We start from the raw sequence: 19,019 nt of genomic DNA, 5'->3' as shown, positions 1-19,019 counted from the left end.
GGAGCCGGAACACCGTCAAGCCTGGGTCAACGCGTCCGTCACGGCGGTGGCCGCGGCGATGACAGCGGCTCGGTGAGCAGCGTGCCGGGCGGCGGCACTGGTGCCCGGCGGCCGGAACGGCTGGCCGACCTCGCCGAGAAGCACGGCGACCTACTGTGGACGGCCGCTCTGGACGTCGAAGGATTCTTCGAGTCCGTCATGCTGGAGGTTGCCGCGTTCGGCATCGGGATCACGCTGGTCGAGCCCGGCGTCGCCCGGACCGGGTTCGGGCATGCGCTGGACGTCGCCCCGGCGCTCGCCGCCTACGCGGACACCCCGGTCGGGCAGCTGCGCAGGTACGTCGAAGCCCCTGAGGGGGTCACCGCCGGCGGGCCCGGCGACCCGGACAAGGTCGCCGACGCCATCCTCGCCTCGGTCGACGTCTCGCCGGCACCCCGTCGGCTCACCCTCGGCAGCGACGCCTACCAATCCATGCACGCGGCGCTGACCGGTCGGATCGGGGAGCTCGAGGCGGGCAGGGACATCGCGTTCTCCACCGACTTCGCGGGCGCGCGGCAGACCGAGTGGGCCTCCTGACGGACGCCGCCGGCGGACCCGCCTGCCTCGCGGTGATTCACAATAAGTAAGAATGTGATTACGCACCATTAGCTGGCGGGCCGTCGTAGAACTCGCCGAGCACAGGGTACCCAAAGCGCCCCGGGGCCAAACGTATTTATTGCACTGTTCACAGAACAGGGCTGTTTTCCCTGGTCGAGAGCTCACGTGGGGTGCATGTCGGCCGATTGCCGATTAACCTAATGCGATCATGAAGGTTAGCGAACTAAGTCCCCCACGCCGAATATCCGAAGCGCCTCCGGTCCGGATCGAGGCGCCGACAGTCGATGACGGGGTCGAGGTTTGGCGCATCGCCCGCGACTCCAAGGTGCTCGACGTCAACTCCCGGTACGCCTACCTGCTGTGGTGCCGGGACTTCGCGGAGACGACGGTGGTGGCCAGAGCCGGCCGCCGGGTGCTCGGGTTCGTCACCGGATACCGCCGGCCCGAAGAGCCGAACACGCTGCTGGTCTGGCAGGTCGCGGTGGACGCCGCCGCTCGCGGTCAGGGCCTGGCCGGTCGGATGCTCAACAGCCTGTTCGACCGGGTGCCCGAGGTGGACCACCTGGAGACCACCATCACGCCGGACAACGACGCCTCGATCGCGCTGTTCACCAAGTTCGCCAAGCGCCGGGGTGCGCCGGTGAAGGTGGATGAGCTGTTCAGTGGCGAGCTGCTCGCCCCGGGTGAGCACGACGACCACGAGCCGGAGAACAAATACCGCATCGGCCCGATCCCGGATACCGCCCGGCAATCTTGAGGAGCGCCTTCGTGACGACGACCCAGATGCCGAAGCTGGCCGAGCCGGCTGAGACCCACGACCCGCTCAGCATCTTCAGCGAGCGAGAATCGCAGGTCCGGAGCTACTGCCGTAGCTGGCCGGTCGCGTTCGACACCGCCGTCGGCAGCCGGATGACCGACATCGACGGCAAGAGCTACCTGGACTTCTTCGCCGGCGCCGGCGCGCTCAACTACGGGCACAACAACCCGGCGCTGAAGGCCCCGCTGCTGGACTACCTGGCCCGCGACGGGGTGGTGCACGGGCTGGACATGCACACCGCCGCGAAGGCCGAGTTCCTGCGGACTTTCACCGACGTGGTGCTTGCGCCACGCGGGCTCGACTACAAGGTGCAGTTCCCCGGCCCGACCGGCACCAACGCCGTCGAGTCCGCACTCAAGCTGGCCCGCAAGGTGACCGGCAAAGAGGCAATGATCAACTTCACCAACGCGTTCCACGGTATGACGCTGGGTTCGCTGTCGGTGACCGGGAACTCGATGAAGCGCGGTGGCGCCGGGATCCCGCTGGTGCACGCCACCCCGATGCCCTACGACAACTACTTCGACGGCACGGTGCCGGACTTCCTCTGGTTCGAGCGGGTCCTCGAGGACGCCGGCAGCAGCCTGAACGAGCCGGCCGCGGTGATCGTGGAGACGGTGCAGGGTGAGGGCGGCATCAACCCGGCGCGCGCCGAGTGGCTGCGCGGACTGGCCGACCTGTGCAACCGGCACAAGATCCTGCTCATCGTCGACGACGTGCAGATGGGCTGCGGGCGGACCGGACCGTTCTTCAGCTTCGAGATCGCCGGTATCCAGCCGGACATCGTGTGCATCTCCAAGTCGATCAGCGGCTACGGGCTGCCGATGGCGCTGACGTTGATCAAGCCGGAGTTGGACGTGTGGGGCCCCGGCGAGCACAACGGGACCTTCCGCGGCAACAACCCCGCCTTCGTCACCGCCACCGCCGCGCTGCGCGAGTACTGGAGCGACGACCGGCTGGAGCGGTCCACCCTGGCCAAGGGGGAGACGGTGGACGCCACCCTGCGCGGGTTGGTGGAGACGCTGCCCGCGCTGGAGCTCGCCGCCAAGGGGCGCGGGCTGGCCCGTGGACTGAGCTTCGGCGACCACACCCTGGCCGACAAGACGGCCGCCGCGGCGTTCGAGCGCGGCCTGCTCTTGGAGACCGCCGGCCCGGAGAGCGAGGTCGCGAAGATCATGCCGGCTCTCACCATCACCGATGGCGAACTGGACGAGGGCCTGGAAATCTTCGCCGACGCAGTGAGGAGCGTTGCACGATGATCGTGCGCACACTGGACGAGATCACCGACACCGAGCGGGACATCGTCACGCCGAACTGGCGGAGCAAGCGGATCGTGCTCGCCGGCGACGGCGTCGGCTTCTCGGTCCACGAGACGGTGCTGGACGCCGGCTCGATCAACGACTTCTGGTACGCGAACCACATCGAGGCGGTGTTCATCACCGAGGGTGAGGGCGAGCTGTACGACAAGGACAACGACAAGACCTACAAGCTCGGCCCGGGTTCGATCTACGTGCTCAGCGGCAACGAGAAGCACCAGTTGCGCCCCACCACGCAGATGCGCACAGTGTGCGTGTTCAACCCGCCGGTGACCGGCCGTGAGGTGCACGACGAGAACGGCGTCTACCCACTCATCCGTGAGGGCGAGTAGGGCTGCCTCTGGGGCGCGAGCCCGCTGCTGTCGATGATCCGGTGACCGGCGGGGTGCCGCCGGTCACCGGATCAGGTGTGCCGCCCACGAGCCGCCGCGGAGGAGTCATGCGCAACGGCCTGGAGAACAACGGACGGCTGGAAGACCTGGTGCTCGGCGAGATACTCGACCAACGCGGCGAGACGCACCGGGCGGAGATGTTCCTGCAGTTCCGGGACGGCGAGTTCACCTACGGCGAGGTGGACGAGATGTCGAACCGGACGGCACAGGGACTGATCGCGGCCGGTGTGCGCCCTGGCCACCACGTCGCGGTGATGTTGCCGAACTGCCCCGAGATGGTATTCGTGATCTTCGCGTTGGCCCGGCTCGGCGCGGTCGCGGTACCGGTCAACACGGCGTACCGGGGTGAGCTGCTGCGTCACGTGCTGGCCAGCGCCAACTGCTCGACGTTGATCATCGACAGGCAGTACGCGGACCGGTTGCCGGCGGCCGCCCCCGACCTGCCGGACCTGTTGCGGGTGATCGTGCGGACCGACAGCGTGCTGGCGAGCACCGCGGGGCCCGCCGGGGAGACTCCGCTGGGCCAACTGGGTAAACCCGCCGTCGACCTGGCCGCTCTGCTGGTGCACGGCGCGGACCGGCCGGAGCACCAGGCGAGCTTCGCCGACCTGCTGGCGATCATGTACACGTCCGGCACGACCGGGCCGTCCAAGGGTGCTCTGGTGCCGCACGCGCTCGCGCTGACCTGCGCGCTGGACTCGCTGAAGTTCCTGGACCGGTGGGGCAAGAAGATCTATTGCCCGCTGCCGCTGTTCCACGCCGCCGGGTTGTGGGACGGGGTGATGGCCGCCCTGCTGTGCGGCGGCGCGGTCGCTGTGGTCGATCGGTTCAGCGCCTCGAGGTTCTGGGACGACGTGCGCCAGTTCGAGGCCAAGGTCGCGATGAGCGTCTTCTCGATGATCCCGATCCTGCTCAACCAGCCGCCGACGCCGAGGGACAAGGACCACCCGCTGGAGATCTTCTACATGGGTAAGTCGACGCTGGACGCCGCGCTCTACGAGCGGTTCGGGGTCCACGCCGTGGAGACGTACACGAGCACCGAGGCCGGCATCCCGATGGCCAGCCCGTTCGGTCAGTGGCGGCACGGCTCCTGCGGGCAGGCCAACGCGGAGCGCTTCGAGGTGGGCGTTGTCGACGACTGGGACCGGCTGTTGCCGCCCGGTGAGCCGGGCGAGCTGGTGCTGCGCCCCAGACAACCCTCGGTGATCACCGCCGGCTACTACGGCCGCTTCGAGGCGACCGCGAGCGCGTTCCGCAACATGTGGTTCCACACCGGTGACCGGGTCTGGTGCGACGACGACGGCTACTTCTACTTCGTGGACCGGATGGCCGACGCGATCCGCCGCCGGGGCGAGAACATCTCCGCTTTCGACATCGAGTCCGAGGTGAACACCCACCCCGCGGTGCTCGAGTGCGCCGCCATCGGGGTGCCCTCGGAGCTGGAGGAGGAAGAGGTGAAGCTCGCCGTCGTGCTGCGCCCCGGCGCCACGCTCACCCACCGCGGCCTCGTCGCCTACTGCCAGGAGAAGCTGCCCAGCTTCATGGTGCCCCGGTACCTGGAGTTCATCGAGGCGCTGCCGAGGACACCGACCGACAAGGTGGCCAAGCACGAGCTGCGGGCGGTCGGCACCCGAGGCTTCACGGCGACAACCTGGGACCGCCAGCGCCAGGAGTACGCCCGGCTCAGCGAGACACCACCGCCCCGCGCGGCGCCGCCGCCCCTGTCGAACGGGCGCGAAGTCAGCCAGGCGATCGTGAGCCAGACCGGCATCCGGACAGGGAACCAGATCACCGGGGAGACAGCATGAACTGGGCGGACACCCCGGAGCAAGCCGCGTTCCGGGCCGAGGTGCGGCGGTTCATCGGGGAGAAGTTCCCGGCCGGTTACCGGCCGGACCCGGACGCCGAGCAGAGCCTGGAGCCGGAGGACGTACGCGGCTACAACTGGCCGGTCGACCGGGTCAGCGCCGACCCGGAGCGCCGCGAGGGTGCCCGGGCCTGGGCGGCGGCACTCGCCGAGCGGCGCTGGATCACCCCGCACTGGCCGGCCGAGTACGGCGGCGCGGGGCTCTCCTCGATGGAGGAGTTCATCCTGCACGAGGAGATGATGCGGGCCAGGGTGCCCACGGTGAACGGGATCGGCGCGTTCCTGCTCGGCCCTACCCTGCTGGCGCACGGCACCGACGAGCAGAAGGCCCAGCACCTGCCCGCGATCGCCCGGGGTGAGCGCACCTGGGCACAGGGTTTCTCCGAGCCCGGCGCCGGCTCCGACCTGGCCGGCCTGCGCACCCGCGCGGTCCTCTCCACCGACTCCCAAGGTGATCACTACGTGGTCAACGGGCAGAAGGTCTGGACCTCGCTCGGGCACTACGCGGACTGGTTGTTCGTGCTGGTCCGCACCGGTACCGACCCGGACGCACCCCGACACCGGGGTATCACGTTCCTGCTGGTCGACGTCGACACGCCCGGGGTCACGGTGCGCCCGATCACCGACCTGCGCGGCGCCGACCCGTTCTCCGAGATCTTCTTCGACGACGCGCGCATCCCGGTGGCCAACCGGGTCGGCGAGCAGGACCGCGGCTGGTACGTGGCGATGGACGCGCTGAGCTTCGAACGGGCCGGTATCGGCGCCACCATCAAGTTCGAGCAGGCGCTGGCCCAGCTGGTGGACTACATCGGCTCGGACGTGGGCTACGACCAGCTGCGGGAGGGCTGGACGAACAGTGCGCGCAGTGAGATCGCCCGGCGCTACACCGAGGTGCGGGTGCTCTACAACATCGCCCGCTACACCGTCTCCAAGCAGGCCGCCGGCGCGGTCCCCGGCTACGAGGCCTCGGTCAACCAGCTGTTCAGCGCGGAGCTGCACCAGCGGCTGGCGCGCACCGGCGCCCAGGTCTTCGGCCAGCACGGCCTGCTCTGGCGAGGCGACGCCGGCGCGGTCGCCCCCCTGGACGCCGCTTTCACCCACCTGCGGCTGGACTCGGTGGCCGCCACCTTCCTCGGTGGCGCCTCGGAGATCCAGCGCAACGTCATTGCCACCCGGGGCCTCGGCCTGCCCCGTTCCTGAACCTAGCTCGAGGAGGAGCACAGATGTACGAAGGACTGGACGTCACGATCAAGGACCGGGTCTGCTGGATCACCCTGGACCGCCCGGACAAGCTGAACTCGCTGACCCCGGAGATGATGCACGCGCTGCGCCGGGTGTTCACCGAGATCGACGACGACCCGGAGGTCTGCGTGGCCGTGCTGCGCGGCGCCGGCGAGCGGGCGTTCTGCGCCGGCATGGACCTGAAGTGGTCCGAGTCGCTGACCAAGGCGGACCGCATCGAGCAGGGCCGCCTCGGTGAGAAGACCTTCGCCATGATGGAGCGGCTGTCCATCCCGGTGTTCGCCGCCGTGCACGGCTACGCGGTCGGCGGCGGCCTGGAGCTGGCGCTGGGCGCCGACTTCATCGTCTGCCACGAGAACGCCAAGATGGGCCTGGTCGAGATCACCCTGTCGGCCCGCCCGCCGTACCGGCCGAAGATGACCGAGGACGGCGACCCGGACCAGCCCGAGTTCGGCGGCAACGCGCCGGGCTGGGGCGGGGTCAAGCGGCTGCCGGCGCGGGTCGGCAAGGCGATCGCCAAGGAGATGCTGTTCACCGGGGTCCGGCTGGACGCGCAGCGCGCGCTGAAGATCGGCCTGGTCAACGACGTGTTCACCGCCGACGACTTCGACACGAAGGTGGCCGAGCTGGCCGAGCGGATCGCCGCGATGAACCGCTACAACCTCCGGCTGGTCAAGGAGCTGGTGACCGGCGGCTACGACTGGATCGAGCCGCACCCGGTCTAGAGCGTCCGACGACGAAGGAGGACAGACATGTTGCGCATCTATCGGATCGACCACGTGGCGGCGGTCGCGCCGGACCTGGACAAACAGGTCGCACTGCTGGAGGGCCTGTTCGGTTTCCGCCGCACGCACGCCTGGGACAACCCGTCGGCGGGCGTGAAGGGGGTGCGCCTGCAGGTGCCGGGCACCTCCGGGCACACCTGGGTGGTGATCTCCCCGTCGGGTTCCGACTCGGCGCTGCAGGCCTACCTCGACGACCACGGCGGCCGCGCCGGGCTGCACCACGTCGGTGCCGAGGTGCCCGACCTGGACGCCGCCGTCACGGTGCTGGAGGGCCACGGGCTCAAGATCACCGACTCGGTGCCCGGCCGCTGGGTGGAGGCCTCACTGTCCCCGCCCGAGCACGGCCCCGGGGTGCTCTGGCGGCTGCGCGGACCGGGCAACCTGGCCATGCTCGGCGACGAGGACGCCCGGCCGGTGTCCGCGCCGGAGCCGACCGGACCGGCGCTGGGCATCCGCAACATCGACCACATCTGCCAGGCGTTCCACGACCGCGACGAGCTCGCCGACTGGTACACCGAACTGGCCGGCTTCGTACAGGTCTGGCGTACGGCGGACGACGAGATCCCGGACATGGCGGACCTGGTGCTGAACATCCCCGGCTCCAGCATCTGCTGGGAGGTGATCACCGGGCGCGGCGAGGACTCGTTCGTCGACAAGTTCCTGGCCCGCAGCGGGGCCGCCGCGCACCACGTCACCTTCGAGGTGGCCGACTGGGACGCCGCGCTGGCCGCGTGCGAGGCGCGTGACGTGCCGACCTTCGACTACGAGGACGGGGTCAAGGACGGCGCCGCCTGGAAGCACACCTTCATCCACCCCAAGCACGCCGGTGGAGTGCTGGTGCAGCTGTTCTGGGAGGAGCGGCCCGGCGTCTGGGTCCGCTCGGACAAGATCCCGCCAGTCGAATCGACCCGCTGACCGGCCGCCTTCGCGCCCCGAGCAGGAGAACCCCGTGGACCTCACCCTGACCGACGACCAGCAGCTGATCCAGTCGACCGCGCGGGACCTGCTGCGGTCCTGGACCGGTGCGGCCGGCGTGCGCGCGGTGCGGGACGGCGCGGGCCACTCGACGCAGCTCTGGAAGGAGATGGTCGAGCTGGGCTGGACCGGGCTCGCCGTGCCGGAGTCGCACGGCGGGGTGGGCGAGGGGTTCCTCGAGGTCTGCCTGCTGATCGAGGAGATGGGCGGCGCGCAGGTACCCGGCCCGTTCCTGGCCACGGTGGCCTGCGCCGCGCCGGCGATCACCCGGTTCGGCACCGACGCCCAGCGCGCCGAGTGGCTGGGCGCCATCGCCGCCGGGCGGGCGGTCAGCTACGTCCGCGCGGCACCCCGGGGCGGCTGGGGTACCACCGGATCCGAGGTCTCCGCCCGCCCGGCCGGCTCCGGCTTCCGGCTGGACGGCACCGCACTGTTCGTACCCTGGGCGGCCGCCGCCGAGGGATGGCTGGTGGTGGCGCACGTCGAGGACGGGCCGACCGGCGGCGGGCTCACCGTGTTCCTGCTGGACGCGGCCACCCCGGGCATCAGCGCCGAGCAGCTGGACGTGATCGGCCCGGACCGGCAGTACCGGGTGCACCTGGACGGGGTCGACGTGCCGGCCGGGGCGGTGCTCGGCGAGGTGGGCGGCGGCGAGCAGGTCGTCGCCGCGGTGGACGCGCACGGCGCCGCCGCCAGCTGCGCGGAGATGGTCGGCGGTGCGCAGCGGGTACTCGACCTGACCGTGGAGTACGCCGGCCAGCGCCAACAGTTCGGCCGCCCGATCGGCAGCTTCCAGGCCGTGCAGCACCACTGCGCCGACATCGCGATCGACGTGCTCGGCTCCCGGCTCATCGCGTACGAGGCGATCTGGCGGCTGGCGGTGTCGTCCGGTCCTGGCTCGAACGCCGACGCGGGCACACCGCACGAGGTGGCGCTGACCGTCGCCGCCGCGAAGGCCTGGGTGTCCGACGCCTACCAGCGGGTCTGTGCACTGGGCCAGCAGGTGCACGGCGCGATCGGCTTCACCGGCGAGCACGACCTGCACCTGTTCTCCGCGCACGCCACGAGCACCGCGCTGCGCTTCGGCGACGGGGACTTCCACACCGACCGGGTGGCCAGCGCGATCGGCCTGCCGGACGGCGCCGGGTGAGCTGGGCCGGGGTGAGCTGGGCCAACTGAGCCGGCCGGGCGGTCGGCGGGTCAGCCCGTGCGGGGGCTCGTACCGGGCAGGGCCTCCACGTACGGGAGCAGCTCGGGGCGCTTCGGTGCGTAGCCGTCGCCGGTCTGGCGGCCCCTGGCCCAGTCCCTCAGGAACGGAACCAGGTAGTCGCGGGCCCAGGACAGATCTTCCTGGCGCCGGTTCTGCCACGGGCGCGGGATCGCCGCCGACAGCGGTTCCCGCCAGTTCTCGGTGACCGGCACCCCCAGCACCTCGAGGGTGCGCAGCGCCACCCGGCGGTGTCCGTCCGGGGTCAGGTGCAGCCGGTCCCGACCCCAGGAGCGCGGGTCGGACAGCGGAGCCATGGCCCACAGGTCCACCAACATGCAGCCGTGCTTGTCAGCGATGGCGCGCAGCAGCTCGTTGAAGGTGGCGATGCGGCCCCGGATGCGGCTGAGCACCGGAACCTGGCGGGTGTCGAAGCCGGCGAAGATCACGACGTCGGCGCCGATGGCCATCACCCGGCCCAGCGCCTCGTCGAACCGCTCGGCCACCGAGTCGGGGGAGCAGCGGGGTCGGATGATGTCGTTCCCACCGGCGCTGAAGGTGATCAGGTCCGGGCGCAGCTGCTCGGCAACCGGGATCTGGTCGGTGACGACCTGGTCCAGCAGCTTGCCGCGCACCGCGAGGTTGGCGTACCGGAAGTCCGGTACGTCCAGCGCCAATCGTTCGGCGACCCGGTCGGCCCAGCCGCGGGGCGTGCCGTCGTCGCGCAGGTCGTCGAGTCCTTCGGTGAAGCTGTCGCCGAGCGCGACGTAGCTCGTCCAGGCAGGCCGCACCACGCCTCCCCCTCGTTCAGGACCGGTTAACCGACCGGTCTCCCTCTGGCTTCCCAGGATTCCCCTTCCGGGACGCGTGCGCCAGGTGTTCTTGATGTGCGTTCGGTCGGATAGGGCACAGTGAAGGCATGACGCGCGAACCGGACGTTTCCGGGTCGTCACTGACCGATGTACTGGGTGGTCGGACGGGCGCCCTCGACGCCGGTATCCCAGCTGTGGCTTTTGTCACAGCCTGGGCGGTGGCCGGCGTGGTTGCGCCATCGGGCGACGGCTCCTCGACCGCCGGGGTGCTGTGGGGCGCCGGCGCGGCATTCGCGGCCGGCGTGGTGCTGGCCGGGGTCCGGTTGGCAAGGGGGCGCCGGCCGGCGGGAGTGGCATTGGGCCTGCTCGGCGTGGTCGTGGCAGCGCTGGTGGTGTTGTACACCGGGCGGGCGGCCGACTTCTTCCTGCTGCAGATCGCCTCCAACGCGGCGAGCGCGCTGGCCTGGGTGGCGTCCATCGCGGTCCGCTGGCCACTGCTGGGGGTGGTCGTCGGCCTGGCGCTGGGCCAGAAAACAAGGTGGCGCGCCGACCCTGACCTGCTGCGGGGCTACTCCAGGGCGAGTTGGGTGTGGGTGGCGCAGTACCTGGTCAGGCTTGCCGTGTTCGTCCCGCTCTACCGGGCTGACCAGGTCGTGGCGCTCGGTATCGCCCGTGCCCTCACCTGGGTTCCGGTGCTCGTCTGCGTCGCGCTGTCCTGGCCGGTGATGCGTACCGCCCTGCCGGACGGGCACCCCGGGATCCGTTACCCTCGGACGCGGTCGGGTGAAGCCACTCACGATCAGTGATCATCCGGATAGTTGTGGGCGGCTGACCTGTTGACCACTGGTAAGCCCACATCCATCGCACCTCGGAGCCATGACCGTCGAACCCGACCCAGCCGACCAGCCCGCCAACCGGGCCGAGGAGCAGCTCAACAGCTCCCCGGCCCAGCTACCCGACCCGGCCGCGTCCCCGACGCCGGGCGATTCGACCAACTCGGATCCGGTCACGCCGGGTCCGGCCGGTCCGAAGCTGCCCGAGCCAGGTCCGGTCGAGGTGGCGGTGCCGGCCTCGGCTTCACGGCCCGCCCCGGGATCGGAGCCGACCGCGGGTTCCGGGCCGACCACGGGTTCGAAGACGGGGTCGGAGTCGGGCGCGGCGTCGAAACGGGCCGCCCGGCCGAAGCCGCCGGCGAGGCCGAGACCGACGCCACGGGCCAAACGGCCCTCGGTCGCGGCACCGGACCCGGCGGCGTCGAAGTCGGCGGACGCACCCGAGCCGGCCTCGGCGTCGAAGGCCTCGGCAGCGGAAGCGGCCGGGGTGTTCGCGGCGGTACCGGCATCGGAGGCGGCGCGGCTACTGGAACCGACCGTGATGCTGGACCCGGCGGCGATGCGGGACCTGGCCGCGGCGACGCAACCGGCATCAGAACCGGAACCCGCGACGGGCGCGGACAGTGCCGAGCGAGATAGTGGTGAGCGACCCACCGCCAAGGTGGGGCGGCCGGCGGCCGAGCAACCAGCCGATGAAGAGCCGCCCGACGAAGTCAGTGAGCAGCCCTCCAGCGTCCAGCCGGACGCAAAGCAGCCGGACGCCCAGAGCGCGCCGCCTGCCGGGTCCGCCCACGGCAACACGCACGAAGACAAGCAAGCCGACGAGCAACACGACGAGCCGGCGTCCGGTGCCACCGCACCGGACCCCACGGCTGAGGAAGTCACCAACGTGATCCCCCGACTCCGCGGCGAGAATGCCCGCCGCCCGATAGCGCCGCCGCGCTTCCCGGTCCCGAACCAGAGCCAGCCAGCGAGGCCGGCACCCGCGCCGAGGCGCCCGAGCCCAGGTCAGACACCGGGCCAGTCGTTCCCGCCGCCGCGCCGGCCGGTCCCGAACCAGCTGCCGAACCTGAACCCGAACCAGCTGCCGATGCCGCCGATCGGGCCACCCCGGCGCTGGGCGGCGGCGTCCCGCCCGCTGCCGCGTGCCGGTCAGCCGCCGGTCCGGTTGCCGATCCAGCCGCCGGGTGTGCCGCCCGTGGTGCTGCCGTCGACCCCGATGGTGAACCAGCTCATCGGGCAGCAGCCGGCGACGACCGACTTGGCCGACAGGCCGGTCGGACCGATCAAGAAGGCGTCCGATCAGCTGAGCATGAGCAAGGTGCTCGCCGGTGGCATGGCGGCGGCGACCTCCGCGGTGTTCGGCTCGTACTTCGGCACCTTCGGCACGGTGGGCGGCGCGGCGGTGGGCTCGGTTGCCACCACCCTGGCGACCAGGCTCTACCAGCGCTCGATCGAGCACACCCGGGACTCGGTCAAGGCCAAGGTGCAGATCGTGGCCGGGCGCGGGGACGACAGCGCCACCGTTTCGAAGATCGAGACCCAGCGCACCGTGCAGCTCGATCCCGAGCTGGCGGCGCCGGCTTCGGGCCGGTCCGGAGGCCGCTCCGTCAAGATCTTGGTCCTGGGCACTTTGATGATCTTCCTCATTGGCTTGGCGCTGGTCACCGGCGTGGAGTGGGCGAAGGGCTCACCGCTGTCCGGCGGCAGCACCGGGACGAGCGTCCAGCGGGTACTGGAGCCGCGCTCGACACCGACGCCGCCGCCGCCGAGCCAGGACTCCCAGAGCGACGACTCGTCGAGCCCGGAGTCGAGCAGCGATTCGAGTGACTCCCAGAACCCGCTCGACGAATCGGAGAAGAACAAGAAGAAGCGCCTCAACGACCTGCTGCCGTCCGACTCGAACAGCTCCAGCCCGAGCTCGGACTCGAACTCCACCCCGCCCAGCTCGGTGCCACCGAGCCAGCGCGGCGTCCTGCCAGGGCTGGGTGCTGGCAGCTCCAGCTCCAACGGCGGCCTGTTCCCGCAGCCGACCCAGCAGCAGGACGTGCAGCGGGATCATCGGTCCGACAACCAGTGACCTGCGCCGGGCCGCTGCTCGAAGCGTGCGGTCGGGCGGTGGCCGTGGTGGCGCGGCGCGCGGTCAGGCGATGGAGCGGAGCCGGTCGGCGAGCACTCTGGCCGCCGCCTCTGGATCCTCGGCCTCGGTGATCGCGCGGACCACCACGATTCGCCGCGCGCCGGTGGCCAGCACCTCGTCCAGCCGCGACGCGCGGTCGATGCCGCCGATCGCGAACCAGGGACGCTCGGTGCCGGTGGCCGCCACCGTGCGGAGCAGGTCCAGTCCCGGGGCCGCCCGGCCAGGTTTGGTCGGCGTCGGCCAGGTGGGACCGGTGCAGAAGTAGTCCACCCCGTCCTGCACCGCCGCCTCGGCCGCCTCGCTGACCGCGTGCGTGGAGCGGCCGATCACCGGGTCGTCGCCGATGATCCGCCGCGCCAGCGGTACCGGCAGGTCGTCCTGGCCGAGGTGCAGCACGTCGGCGCCGACCGCCACCGCGATGTCGGCCCGGTCGTTCACCGCGAGCAGCGCGCCGTGCCGTGCACAGGCCTCGGCGAGCACCTCCAGTGCGGCGATCTCCTCGCGGGCCTCCAGCGGCGCGCCGCCGTCGGATTTGTCCCGCAGCTGCAGGATGTCCACCCCGCCGGCCAGCGCGGCCTCGGCGAACTCGGCCAGGTCGCGGGTATCCCGCCGGGCACCGGTGCACAGGTACAGCCGGGCGTCGGCGAGTCGGGCGCGGAGTTTTCCACCATCGAGAGCAGGCACGCCCGCGACGGTACGTCCCGTTGTTGCCGAGCCGCACACCAGGCAGGTTCGATCACGAATCGACCCGCCCGGTGGGCAGCTCGGTAACGCGCGGGCGCTTCGGCGCGTATCGTGGTGCACGGTTACGCACGGGAGTCCGGGGCATTCCGAAAGTGCCGTCGCACCGGGCTGAGAGGGGACTGCAGCGGTCCCGACCGTCGAACCTGATCCGGGTCATGCCGGCGCAGGGAGCGAGAGTGATGACGGAACAGAGAGCAACACCAGCCGGCCGGCTCGCGATCGTCGGCGCCGGGGTGATCGGTCTGAGCTGCGCCTGGCGGGCCGCCGAGGCAGGCTGGGCGGTCGAGCTGGTCGACCCGGCGCCGGGCAGCGGGTCGTCCTGGGTGGCCGGCGGCATGCTCGCCCCGGTGACCGAGGCCTGGCCCGGCGAAGAGGACCTGCTCGAGCTCGGCGCCGACTCATTGGGCCGCTGGCCGGCGTTCGCGGCCGCGCTCGCCGACGCCGCCGGCACGCCGGCCGGACTGCGTACCGAGGGCACCGTGGTGGTCGCGGCCGGCGCCGGGGACCGCGCCGAGCTGGACGATCTGGCCGGTTACCTGGCGAAGGTTGGCCGCGAGGTCGACGTGCTGAGCGCCCGCGAGCTGCGCCGACTGGAGCCGGCCATCGGCCCGGACGTGCGTGGCGGGCTGTCCGTCCCGGGCGATCTGGCGGTGGACAACCGGGTGCTGTTGGGCGCGCTGCGTGCCGCCGCCGACCGCGCCGGGGTCCGGTTCGTCGAGGCCGGCGCCCGCGCGGTGACCGCCGACGGCGTCGAGCTGGCCGACGGGCGGCGGGTGCCGGCGGACGCGGTGCTGGTGGCCGCCGGGGCACACAGCGCGGCACTGCACCCGGCCCTGGACGGCCTGGTCCGCCCGGTCAAGGGGGAGATCCTGCGGCTGCGGCACCGGCCCGGCGCGCTGCCCCCGCCGAGCCGGACGGTGCGCGCGGTGGTGGACGGCCGGCCGGTGTACGGGGTGCCCCGGGACGGCGGTGGCCTGGTCATCGGGGCGACCCAGTACGAGACCGGGTTCGACACCGAGCCGACCGTCGGCGGCGTGCGTGACCTGCTGCGCGATGCCGAGCGGGTACTGCCAGGGGTGGCCGAGTACGCGCTGGTCGAGGTTACCGCCGGGCTGCGCCCCGGCACGCCGGACAACCTGCCGCTGATCGGCTCACTGGGTGGCACGTCAAGGGGCGGTCCACTGGTGGCCACCGGGCACGGCCGCAACGGCATTCTGCTCGCCCCGATCACCGTCGCCGCCGTGCTGGCGCTGCTGGCCGGCGAGCCGGTGCCGGCGGCGGCACTGGTCGCCGACCCGGCCCGGCTGACCCGAACCGCGCTCACCGGCCCAACCGCGAGGAGGTAACCGATGCAGATCCTGATCAACGGACGGCCGCACGAGGTCGCCGAGCAGGCCACCGTGACCGACGCACTGACTGTGCTGGGCGCGCCGTCCACGGGGGTGGCCGTCGCGGTGGACGACGAGCTGGTGCCCCGGACGGACTGGGCCCGCTACCGGCTGGCCGCCGATGCCCGCGTCGAGGTTCTGACCGCTGTCCAGGGAGGCTGACCGTGACCGAATCCGTTGTGGATGAGCCGCTGGTGGTGGGCGGCCGCAAGATCGCATCCCGGCTGATCATGGGCACCGGCGGGGCCGCCAACCTGGCCGTGCTGGAGCGCGCGCTGGTCGCCTCCGGTACGGCGCTGACCACGGTGGCGATGCGCCGGGTGGACGCCGCCGCCGGCACCGGGGTGCTGGATCTGCTGCGCCGCCTCGGCATCGAGACGCTGCCCAACACAGCAGGCTGCCGGACCGCCGCCGAGGCTGTGCTGACCGCGCGACTGGCCCGCGAGGCACTGGGGACCGACCTGGTCAAGCTCGAGGTGATCGCCGACGAGCGCACCCTGCTGCCCGATCCGATCGAGCTGCTGGACGCCGCCGAGCAGCTGGTCCGGGACGGGTTCACCGTGCTGCCCTACACCAACGACGACCCGGTGCTGGCCCGCAAGCTGGAGCAGGCCGGCTGCGCGGCGGTGATGCCACTGGGTTCGCCGATCGGCACCGGGCTGGGCATCCGCAACCCGCACAACATCGAGATGATCGTGGCCGCCGCCGGAGTGCCGGTGGTGCTGGACGCCGGCATTGGCACCGCGTCGGAGGCGGCGCTGGCCATGGAACTGGGCTGCGATGCGGTACTGCTGGCTACCGCGGTGACCCGCGCCGGCGACCCGGAGCGGATGGCGCACGCCATGCGCCTGGCCGTCGAGGCCGGTCGGGCAGCCAGGCTCGCCGGCCGGATCCCGCGCCGCTACTGGGCGCAGGCCTCCAGCCCCGCGGTGGACTGACCGGCCCGGGGGTCAGGGTCCGTTGCCCCGGCGACGCTCCAGGTCGGAGTTGAGCCGGAGCAGGCCGTTGACGAAGTCGGCGAGCTCGTCGGTGCTCCAGTCGTCCAGCCGGCCGCGCCACTCGCCGCGCCGCGCGGCCACCGCGGCGGCCAGCCGGTGCAGTCCGTCCGGGGACGGCTTCAGCAGGAAGGCCCGCCCGTCCAGCGGGTCCGGGTCGCGCTGCACCAGGCCCAGCCGAATGAGGGTCGTGACGTGCCGGCTCATCGTCGACTTGTCCAGCCCGAACTCTTCGGCGAGGTCGTTCAACCGCAGCGGCGCACCCTGTGCGATGACCAGCAGCACCGCGTAGGTGCTGGCGTCGATCCCGGGGTGTACCCGGCTGGCAAAGCTGCGCAGGAAGTGTCGGGATCGCCGGTTGAACACAGAGAGCTGCTCTTCGAGGCGGTCGACCTCTTTCTCGCGGGCGGCGTCCCACGTCACGCGGTGACCATAGCTCGCGTGCCCGAGGGCCCGGCCGCTGCGCCATCATCAACCTCGAACGGGTTGCTCGATCCCGCACGGACGAGTGGTCGTGCCGAGTCTGGTGGCATCAGTGGCCGCCGAGCGGGTGATGCACAATACAAATGGGTGTCGCTCAATAGGGTAGCTTAGGTTGCGTTGCGCAACTAACATACTTCGCAGGGCGAGCGAAAGGTTGCGAATGTCCAGCGGTCTGGCGGAGCGACCCGGTACCAACAGCACGACGAATCCACCGCCGCGCAGGTGGTCGCGAGACCATCCCGGCTACAAGTGGATCGCGCTGTCGAACACGACCGTGGGCATGCTGCTCGCAACGGTCAACTCGTCGATCGTGCTGATCTCCCTCCCGGCGATCTTCCGGGGGATCGGGCTGGACCCATTGGCGCCCGGCAACTTCAGCTACCTGCTGTGGATGATCATGGGGTTCCTGCTGATCTCCGCGGTGCTGGTGGTGACGCTCGGCCGCCTTGGCGACATGTTCGGCCGGGTCAAGATCTACAGCATGGGCTTCGTGGTCTTCGCGGTCGCATCGGTCGCGCTCGCCCTGGTCCCGTTCAACGGCGGTACCGGCGCGCTCTGGCTGATCGGCTGGCGGGTCGTGCAGGGGGTCGGCGGCGCCATGCTGTTCGCCAACTCCACTGCGATCCTCACCGACGCCTTCCCCGCCCACCAGCGTGGCATGGCACTGGGTACCAACCAGGTGTCCGCCATCGCCGGCTCGTTCCTGGGTCTGGTGCTCGGCGGCGTGCTGGCCGAGTGGGACTGGCGCGCGGTGTTCTGGGTGAGCGTGCCGATCGCGGTGGTCGGCGCCATCTGGTCCTACCGCTCGCTGCACGAGCTCGGTGAGCGACTGGCCGGCAAGATCGACTGGTGGGGCAATGTCACGTTCGCGGTCGGGCTGGGCGTACTGCTGGCCGGCATCGTCTACGGGATCAACCCCTACGGCGGTCACCCCACCGGCTGGACGAACCCGTGGGTACTGAGTGCGGTGATCGGCGGCGTGGTCGTCCTGGCGGCGTTCTGCGTGCTGGAGACCAAGATCGAGCAGCCGATGTTCCACATCGACCTGTTCAAGGGGCGGTTGTTCGCGCTGGGCAGCCTGGCCGGGCTGATGACCTCGATCGGGCGCGGTGGCCTGCAGTTCATGCTGATCATCTGGCTGCAGGGCATCTGGCTGCCGCTGCACGGCTACAACTTCGAGCAGACTCCGCTCTGGGCCGGTATCTACCTGCTGCCGCTCACCGTCGGCTTCCTGATCGCCGGGCCGGTCTCCGGGGTGCTCTCCGACCGGTACGGGGTGCGCATCTTCGCCACCGCTGGGCTGATCCTGGTCGCGGCCAGCATGGTGGCGTTGATGATCATCCCGGTGAACTTCCCGTACTGGCTGTTCGCGTCGGTGCTGCTGCTCAACGGAATCGGCTCCGGCCTGTTCACCGCGCCGAACACCTCGGCGGTGATGGGGGCGGTGCCGGCCAACCAGCGCGGCGCGGCGTCCGGCATGCGGGCCACGTTCTTCAACTCCGGCTCGGCGTTGTCGATCGGCATCTTCTTCACGTTCATGATCGTCGGCCTGTCCAGCACGTTGCCGAGCGCGCTCAGCTCCGGGCTGCGTGGGCAGGGCGTGCCGGGCGCGGTCGCGGACCAGGTGGCCGGCCTGCCCCCGGTGGGCAGCCTGTTCGCCGCGTTCCTCGGCTTCAACCCGATCCAGGAGCTGCTGGCCCCGAGCGGCGTGCTGCAGCACCTGCCGGCGGCCAACGTGGCCACCCTGACCGGCAAGGAGTTCTTCCCGGAACTGATCTCCGGGCCGTTCCAGCACGGGCTGTTCGCGGCGTTCCTGGCCGCGCTGGTCATGACGCTGGTCGGCGTTGTCGCCTCCGCGCTGCAGGGCAAGGAGCCGGCGATCGAGCTCGAACTGCCGGTCGCGGCGCCGGCGCCTGGTCCCGACGCCATGCCGGTCCCGACGCCGATCCCCGCGAGCGGCGCCGGCACGAACGGGGTCGCGCCGGACGGCGCCGCTTCGAACGGCGCCGGCACGAACGGGGCCGCCGCTTCGGACGGCGGAGCTCCGAACGGTGTCGGTTCGAACGGCGCCGCTTCGGACGGGGCCGCTCCGCAAGGGGCGAGCGCTGACGGCCTGACCAGCGCCGGGGCGATGAAGGACCGGCTGCTCCGGGTCCTGCTCGCCGACCCGGCGCGGGCACTGCGCGCGGTGGACGACCTGGAGTCGAGCAAGGGACAGCTGGACCAGCTGCACGAGTCGATGGACGTCCAGCGCGAACAGCTGGCCGGCGCCGCCCGGCGACTGCGCCAGGCCGGCCTGAGCCCGGCCCAGGTGGCCCGGCTGGCTGGCGGGAGCGGTCGGGAGATCACCGAACTGCTCGGTGAACCCAGCCCGTCGGACACCCGGACGGGCGCGCCGGCGCAGAGCTACAACAACTGAGGTAGCGGCA

Annotated in this window: 18 protein-coding genes and 1 riboswitch; of the genes, 15 read left to right on the top strand and 3 right to left on the bottom strand. The window is 71.3% G+C overall.

Features of this window, described 5'->3' with window-relative positions:
• Positions 1-72: 72 nt before the first annotated feature.
• From ACTXG6_RS03255 to ACTXG6_RS03215, 9 genes are all read left to right on the top strand, one after another.
• Positions 73-576, top strand: a complete 504-nt coding sequence (locus ACTXG6_RS03255; RefSeq protein ID WP_445186272.1) for a hypothetical protein — start codon at positions 73-75, stop codon at positions 574-576.
• A gap of 229 nt (positions 577-805) precedes the next feature.
• Positions 806-1,354: a diaminobutyrate acetyltransferase gene (gene ectA / locus ACTXG6_RS03250; protein WP_445186271.1), complete on the top strand. Its 549-nt coding sequence runs from the start codon at positions 806-808 to the stop codon at positions 1,352-1,354.
• Between the two features lie 26 nt (positions 1,355-1,380).
• Positions 1,381-2,670, top strand: coding sequence for a diaminobutyrate--2-oxoglutarate transaminase (gene ectB / locus ACTXG6_RS03245; protein WP_445189893.1), 1,290 nt, complete (start codon positions 1,381-1,383; stop codon positions 2,668-2,670).
• Complete coding sequence (locus ACTXG6_RS03240) at positions 2,667-3,059, top strand: ectoine synthase (protein ID WP_445186270.1); 393 nt, start codon at positions 2,667-2,669, stop codon at positions 3,057-3,059. Before ectB ends, ACTXG6_RS03240 begins: the two co-directional genes overlap by 4 nt.
• 107 nt (positions 3,060-3,166) lie before the next feature.
• Entirely contained in the window at positions 3,167-4,927 is a 1,761-nt protein-coding gene (locus ACTXG6_RS03235; RefSeq protein ID WP_445186269.1) for an AMP-binding protein, read from the top strand.
• Positions 4,924-6,186: an acyl-CoA dehydrogenase family protein gene (locus ACTXG6_RS03230; RefSeq protein ID WP_445186268.1), complete on the top strand. Its 1,263-nt coding sequence runs from the start codon at positions 4,924-4,926 to the stop codon at positions 6,184-6,186. The genes ACTXG6_RS03235 and ACTXG6_RS03230 overlap by 4 nt, the downstream gene beginning before the upstream one ends.
• Positions 6,187-6,209: 23 nt before the next feature.
• Positions 6,210-6,953, top strand: coding sequence for an enoyl-CoA hydratase/isomerase family protein (locus tag ACTXG6_RS03225; protein WP_445186267.1), 744 nt, complete (start codon positions 6,210-6,212; stop codon positions 6,951-6,953).
• 27 nt (positions 6,954-6,980) lie between these two features.
• Positions 6,981-7,928, top strand: a complete 948-nt coding sequence (locus tag ACTXG6_RS03220) for a VOC family protein (protein WP_445186266.1) — start codon at positions 6,981-6,983, stop codon at positions 7,926-7,928.
• A 34-nt stretch (positions 7,929-7,962) separates the two neighbouring features.
• Entirely contained in the window at positions 7,963-9,138 is a 1,176-nt protein-coding gene (locus tag ACTXG6_RS03215) for an acyl-CoA dehydrogenase family protein (RefSeq protein ID WP_445186265.1), read from the top strand.
• A gap of 50 nt (positions 9,139-9,188) precedes the next feature.
• On the opposite strand, the gene ACTXG6_RS03210 is transcribed toward ACTXG6_RS03215, so the two are convergent.
• Positions 9,189-9,989, bottom strand: coding sequence for an SGNH/GDSL hydrolase family protein (locus ACTXG6_RS03210; protein WP_445186264.1), 801 nt, complete (start codon positions 9,987-9,989; stop codon positions 9,189-9,191).
• A 125-nt stretch (positions 9,990-10,114) separates the two neighbouring features.
• Between ACTXG6_RS03210 and ACTXG6_RS03205 the strand changes: the two genes are divergently transcribed.
• A complete protein-coding gene (locus ACTXG6_RS03205) occupies positions 10,115-10,813 on the top strand; it encodes a DUF3159 domain-containing protein (RefSeq protein WP_445186263.1) in 699 nt (232 codons plus the stop codon).
• Positions 10,814-10,883: 70 nt separating this feature from the next.
• Positions 10,884-12,920 carry a hypothetical protein gene (locus ACTXG6_RS03200; RefSeq protein ID WP_445186262.1) on the top strand — a complete coding sequence of 679 codons (2,037 nt, stop codon included), beginning with the start codon at positions 10,884-10,886 and terminating at the stop codon, positions 12,918-12,920.
• A gap of 63 nt (positions 12,921-12,983) precedes the next feature.
• On the opposite strand, the gene thiE is transcribed toward ACTXG6_RS03200, so the two are convergent.
• A complete protein-coding gene (gene thiE / locus ACTXG6_RS03195) occupies positions 12,984-13,664 on the bottom strand; it encodes a thiamine phosphate synthase (RefSeq protein ID WP_445186261.1) in 681 nt (226 codons plus the stop codon).
• 118 nt (positions 13,665-13,782) lie between these two features.
• Positions 13,783-13,911, top strand: a riboswitch (TPP riboswitch).
• On the opposite strand from thiE, the gene thiO reads away from it, so the two are divergent.
• The 3 genes from thiO (at position 13,904) to ACTXG6_RS03180 (ending at position 16,050) form a co-directional block, all read left to right on the top strand.
• Positions 13,904-15,070: a glycine oxidase ThiO gene (thiO, locus tag ACTXG6_RS03190; RefSeq protein WP_445186260.1), complete on the top strand. Its 1,167-nt coding sequence runs from the start codon at positions 13,904-13,906 to the stop codon at positions 15,068-15,070. Its footprint overlaps the riboswitch before it by 8 nt.
• 3 nt (positions 15,071-15,073) lie before the next feature.
• Positions 15,074-15,274: a sulfur carrier protein ThiS gene (thiS, locus tag ACTXG6_RS03185; RefSeq protein ID WP_445186259.1), complete on the top strand. Its 201-nt coding sequence runs from the start codon at positions 15,074-15,076 to the stop codon at positions 15,272-15,274.
• Positions 15,275-15,291: 17 nt separating this feature from the next.
• Positions 15,292-16,050, top strand: coding sequence for a thiazole synthase (locus ACTXG6_RS03180; RefSeq protein ID WP_445189892.1), 759 nt, complete (start codon positions 15,292-15,294; stop codon positions 16,048-16,050).
• Between the two features lie 12 nt (positions 16,051-16,062).
• Here the strand turns inward: ACTXG6_RS03180 and ACTXG6_RS03175 are convergent, their stop codons facing one another.
• Positions 16,063-16,530 (bottom strand): MarR family winged helix-turn-helix transcriptional regulator, encoded by a 468-nt coding sequence (locus ACTXG6_RS03175; protein ID WP_445186258.1) that lies wholly within the window; start codon positions 16,528-16,530, stop codon positions 16,063-16,065.
• Between the two features lie 340 nt (positions 16,531-16,870).
• Here ACTXG6_RS03175 and ACTXG6_RS03170 point away from each other — a divergent pair, with 340 nt between their 5' ends.
• Entirely contained in the window at positions 16,871-19,009 is a 2,139-nt protein-coding gene (locus tag ACTXG6_RS03170) for an MFS transporter (protein WP_445189891.1), read from the top strand.
• Positions 19,010-19,019: the final 10 nt, after the last annotated feature.

The organism is Pseudonocardia sp. Cha107L01 (assembly GCF_052566575.1).
Note: the sequence above shows the minus strand (reverse complement) of the source record. Positions and strands in the feature narration are given on the sequence as shown.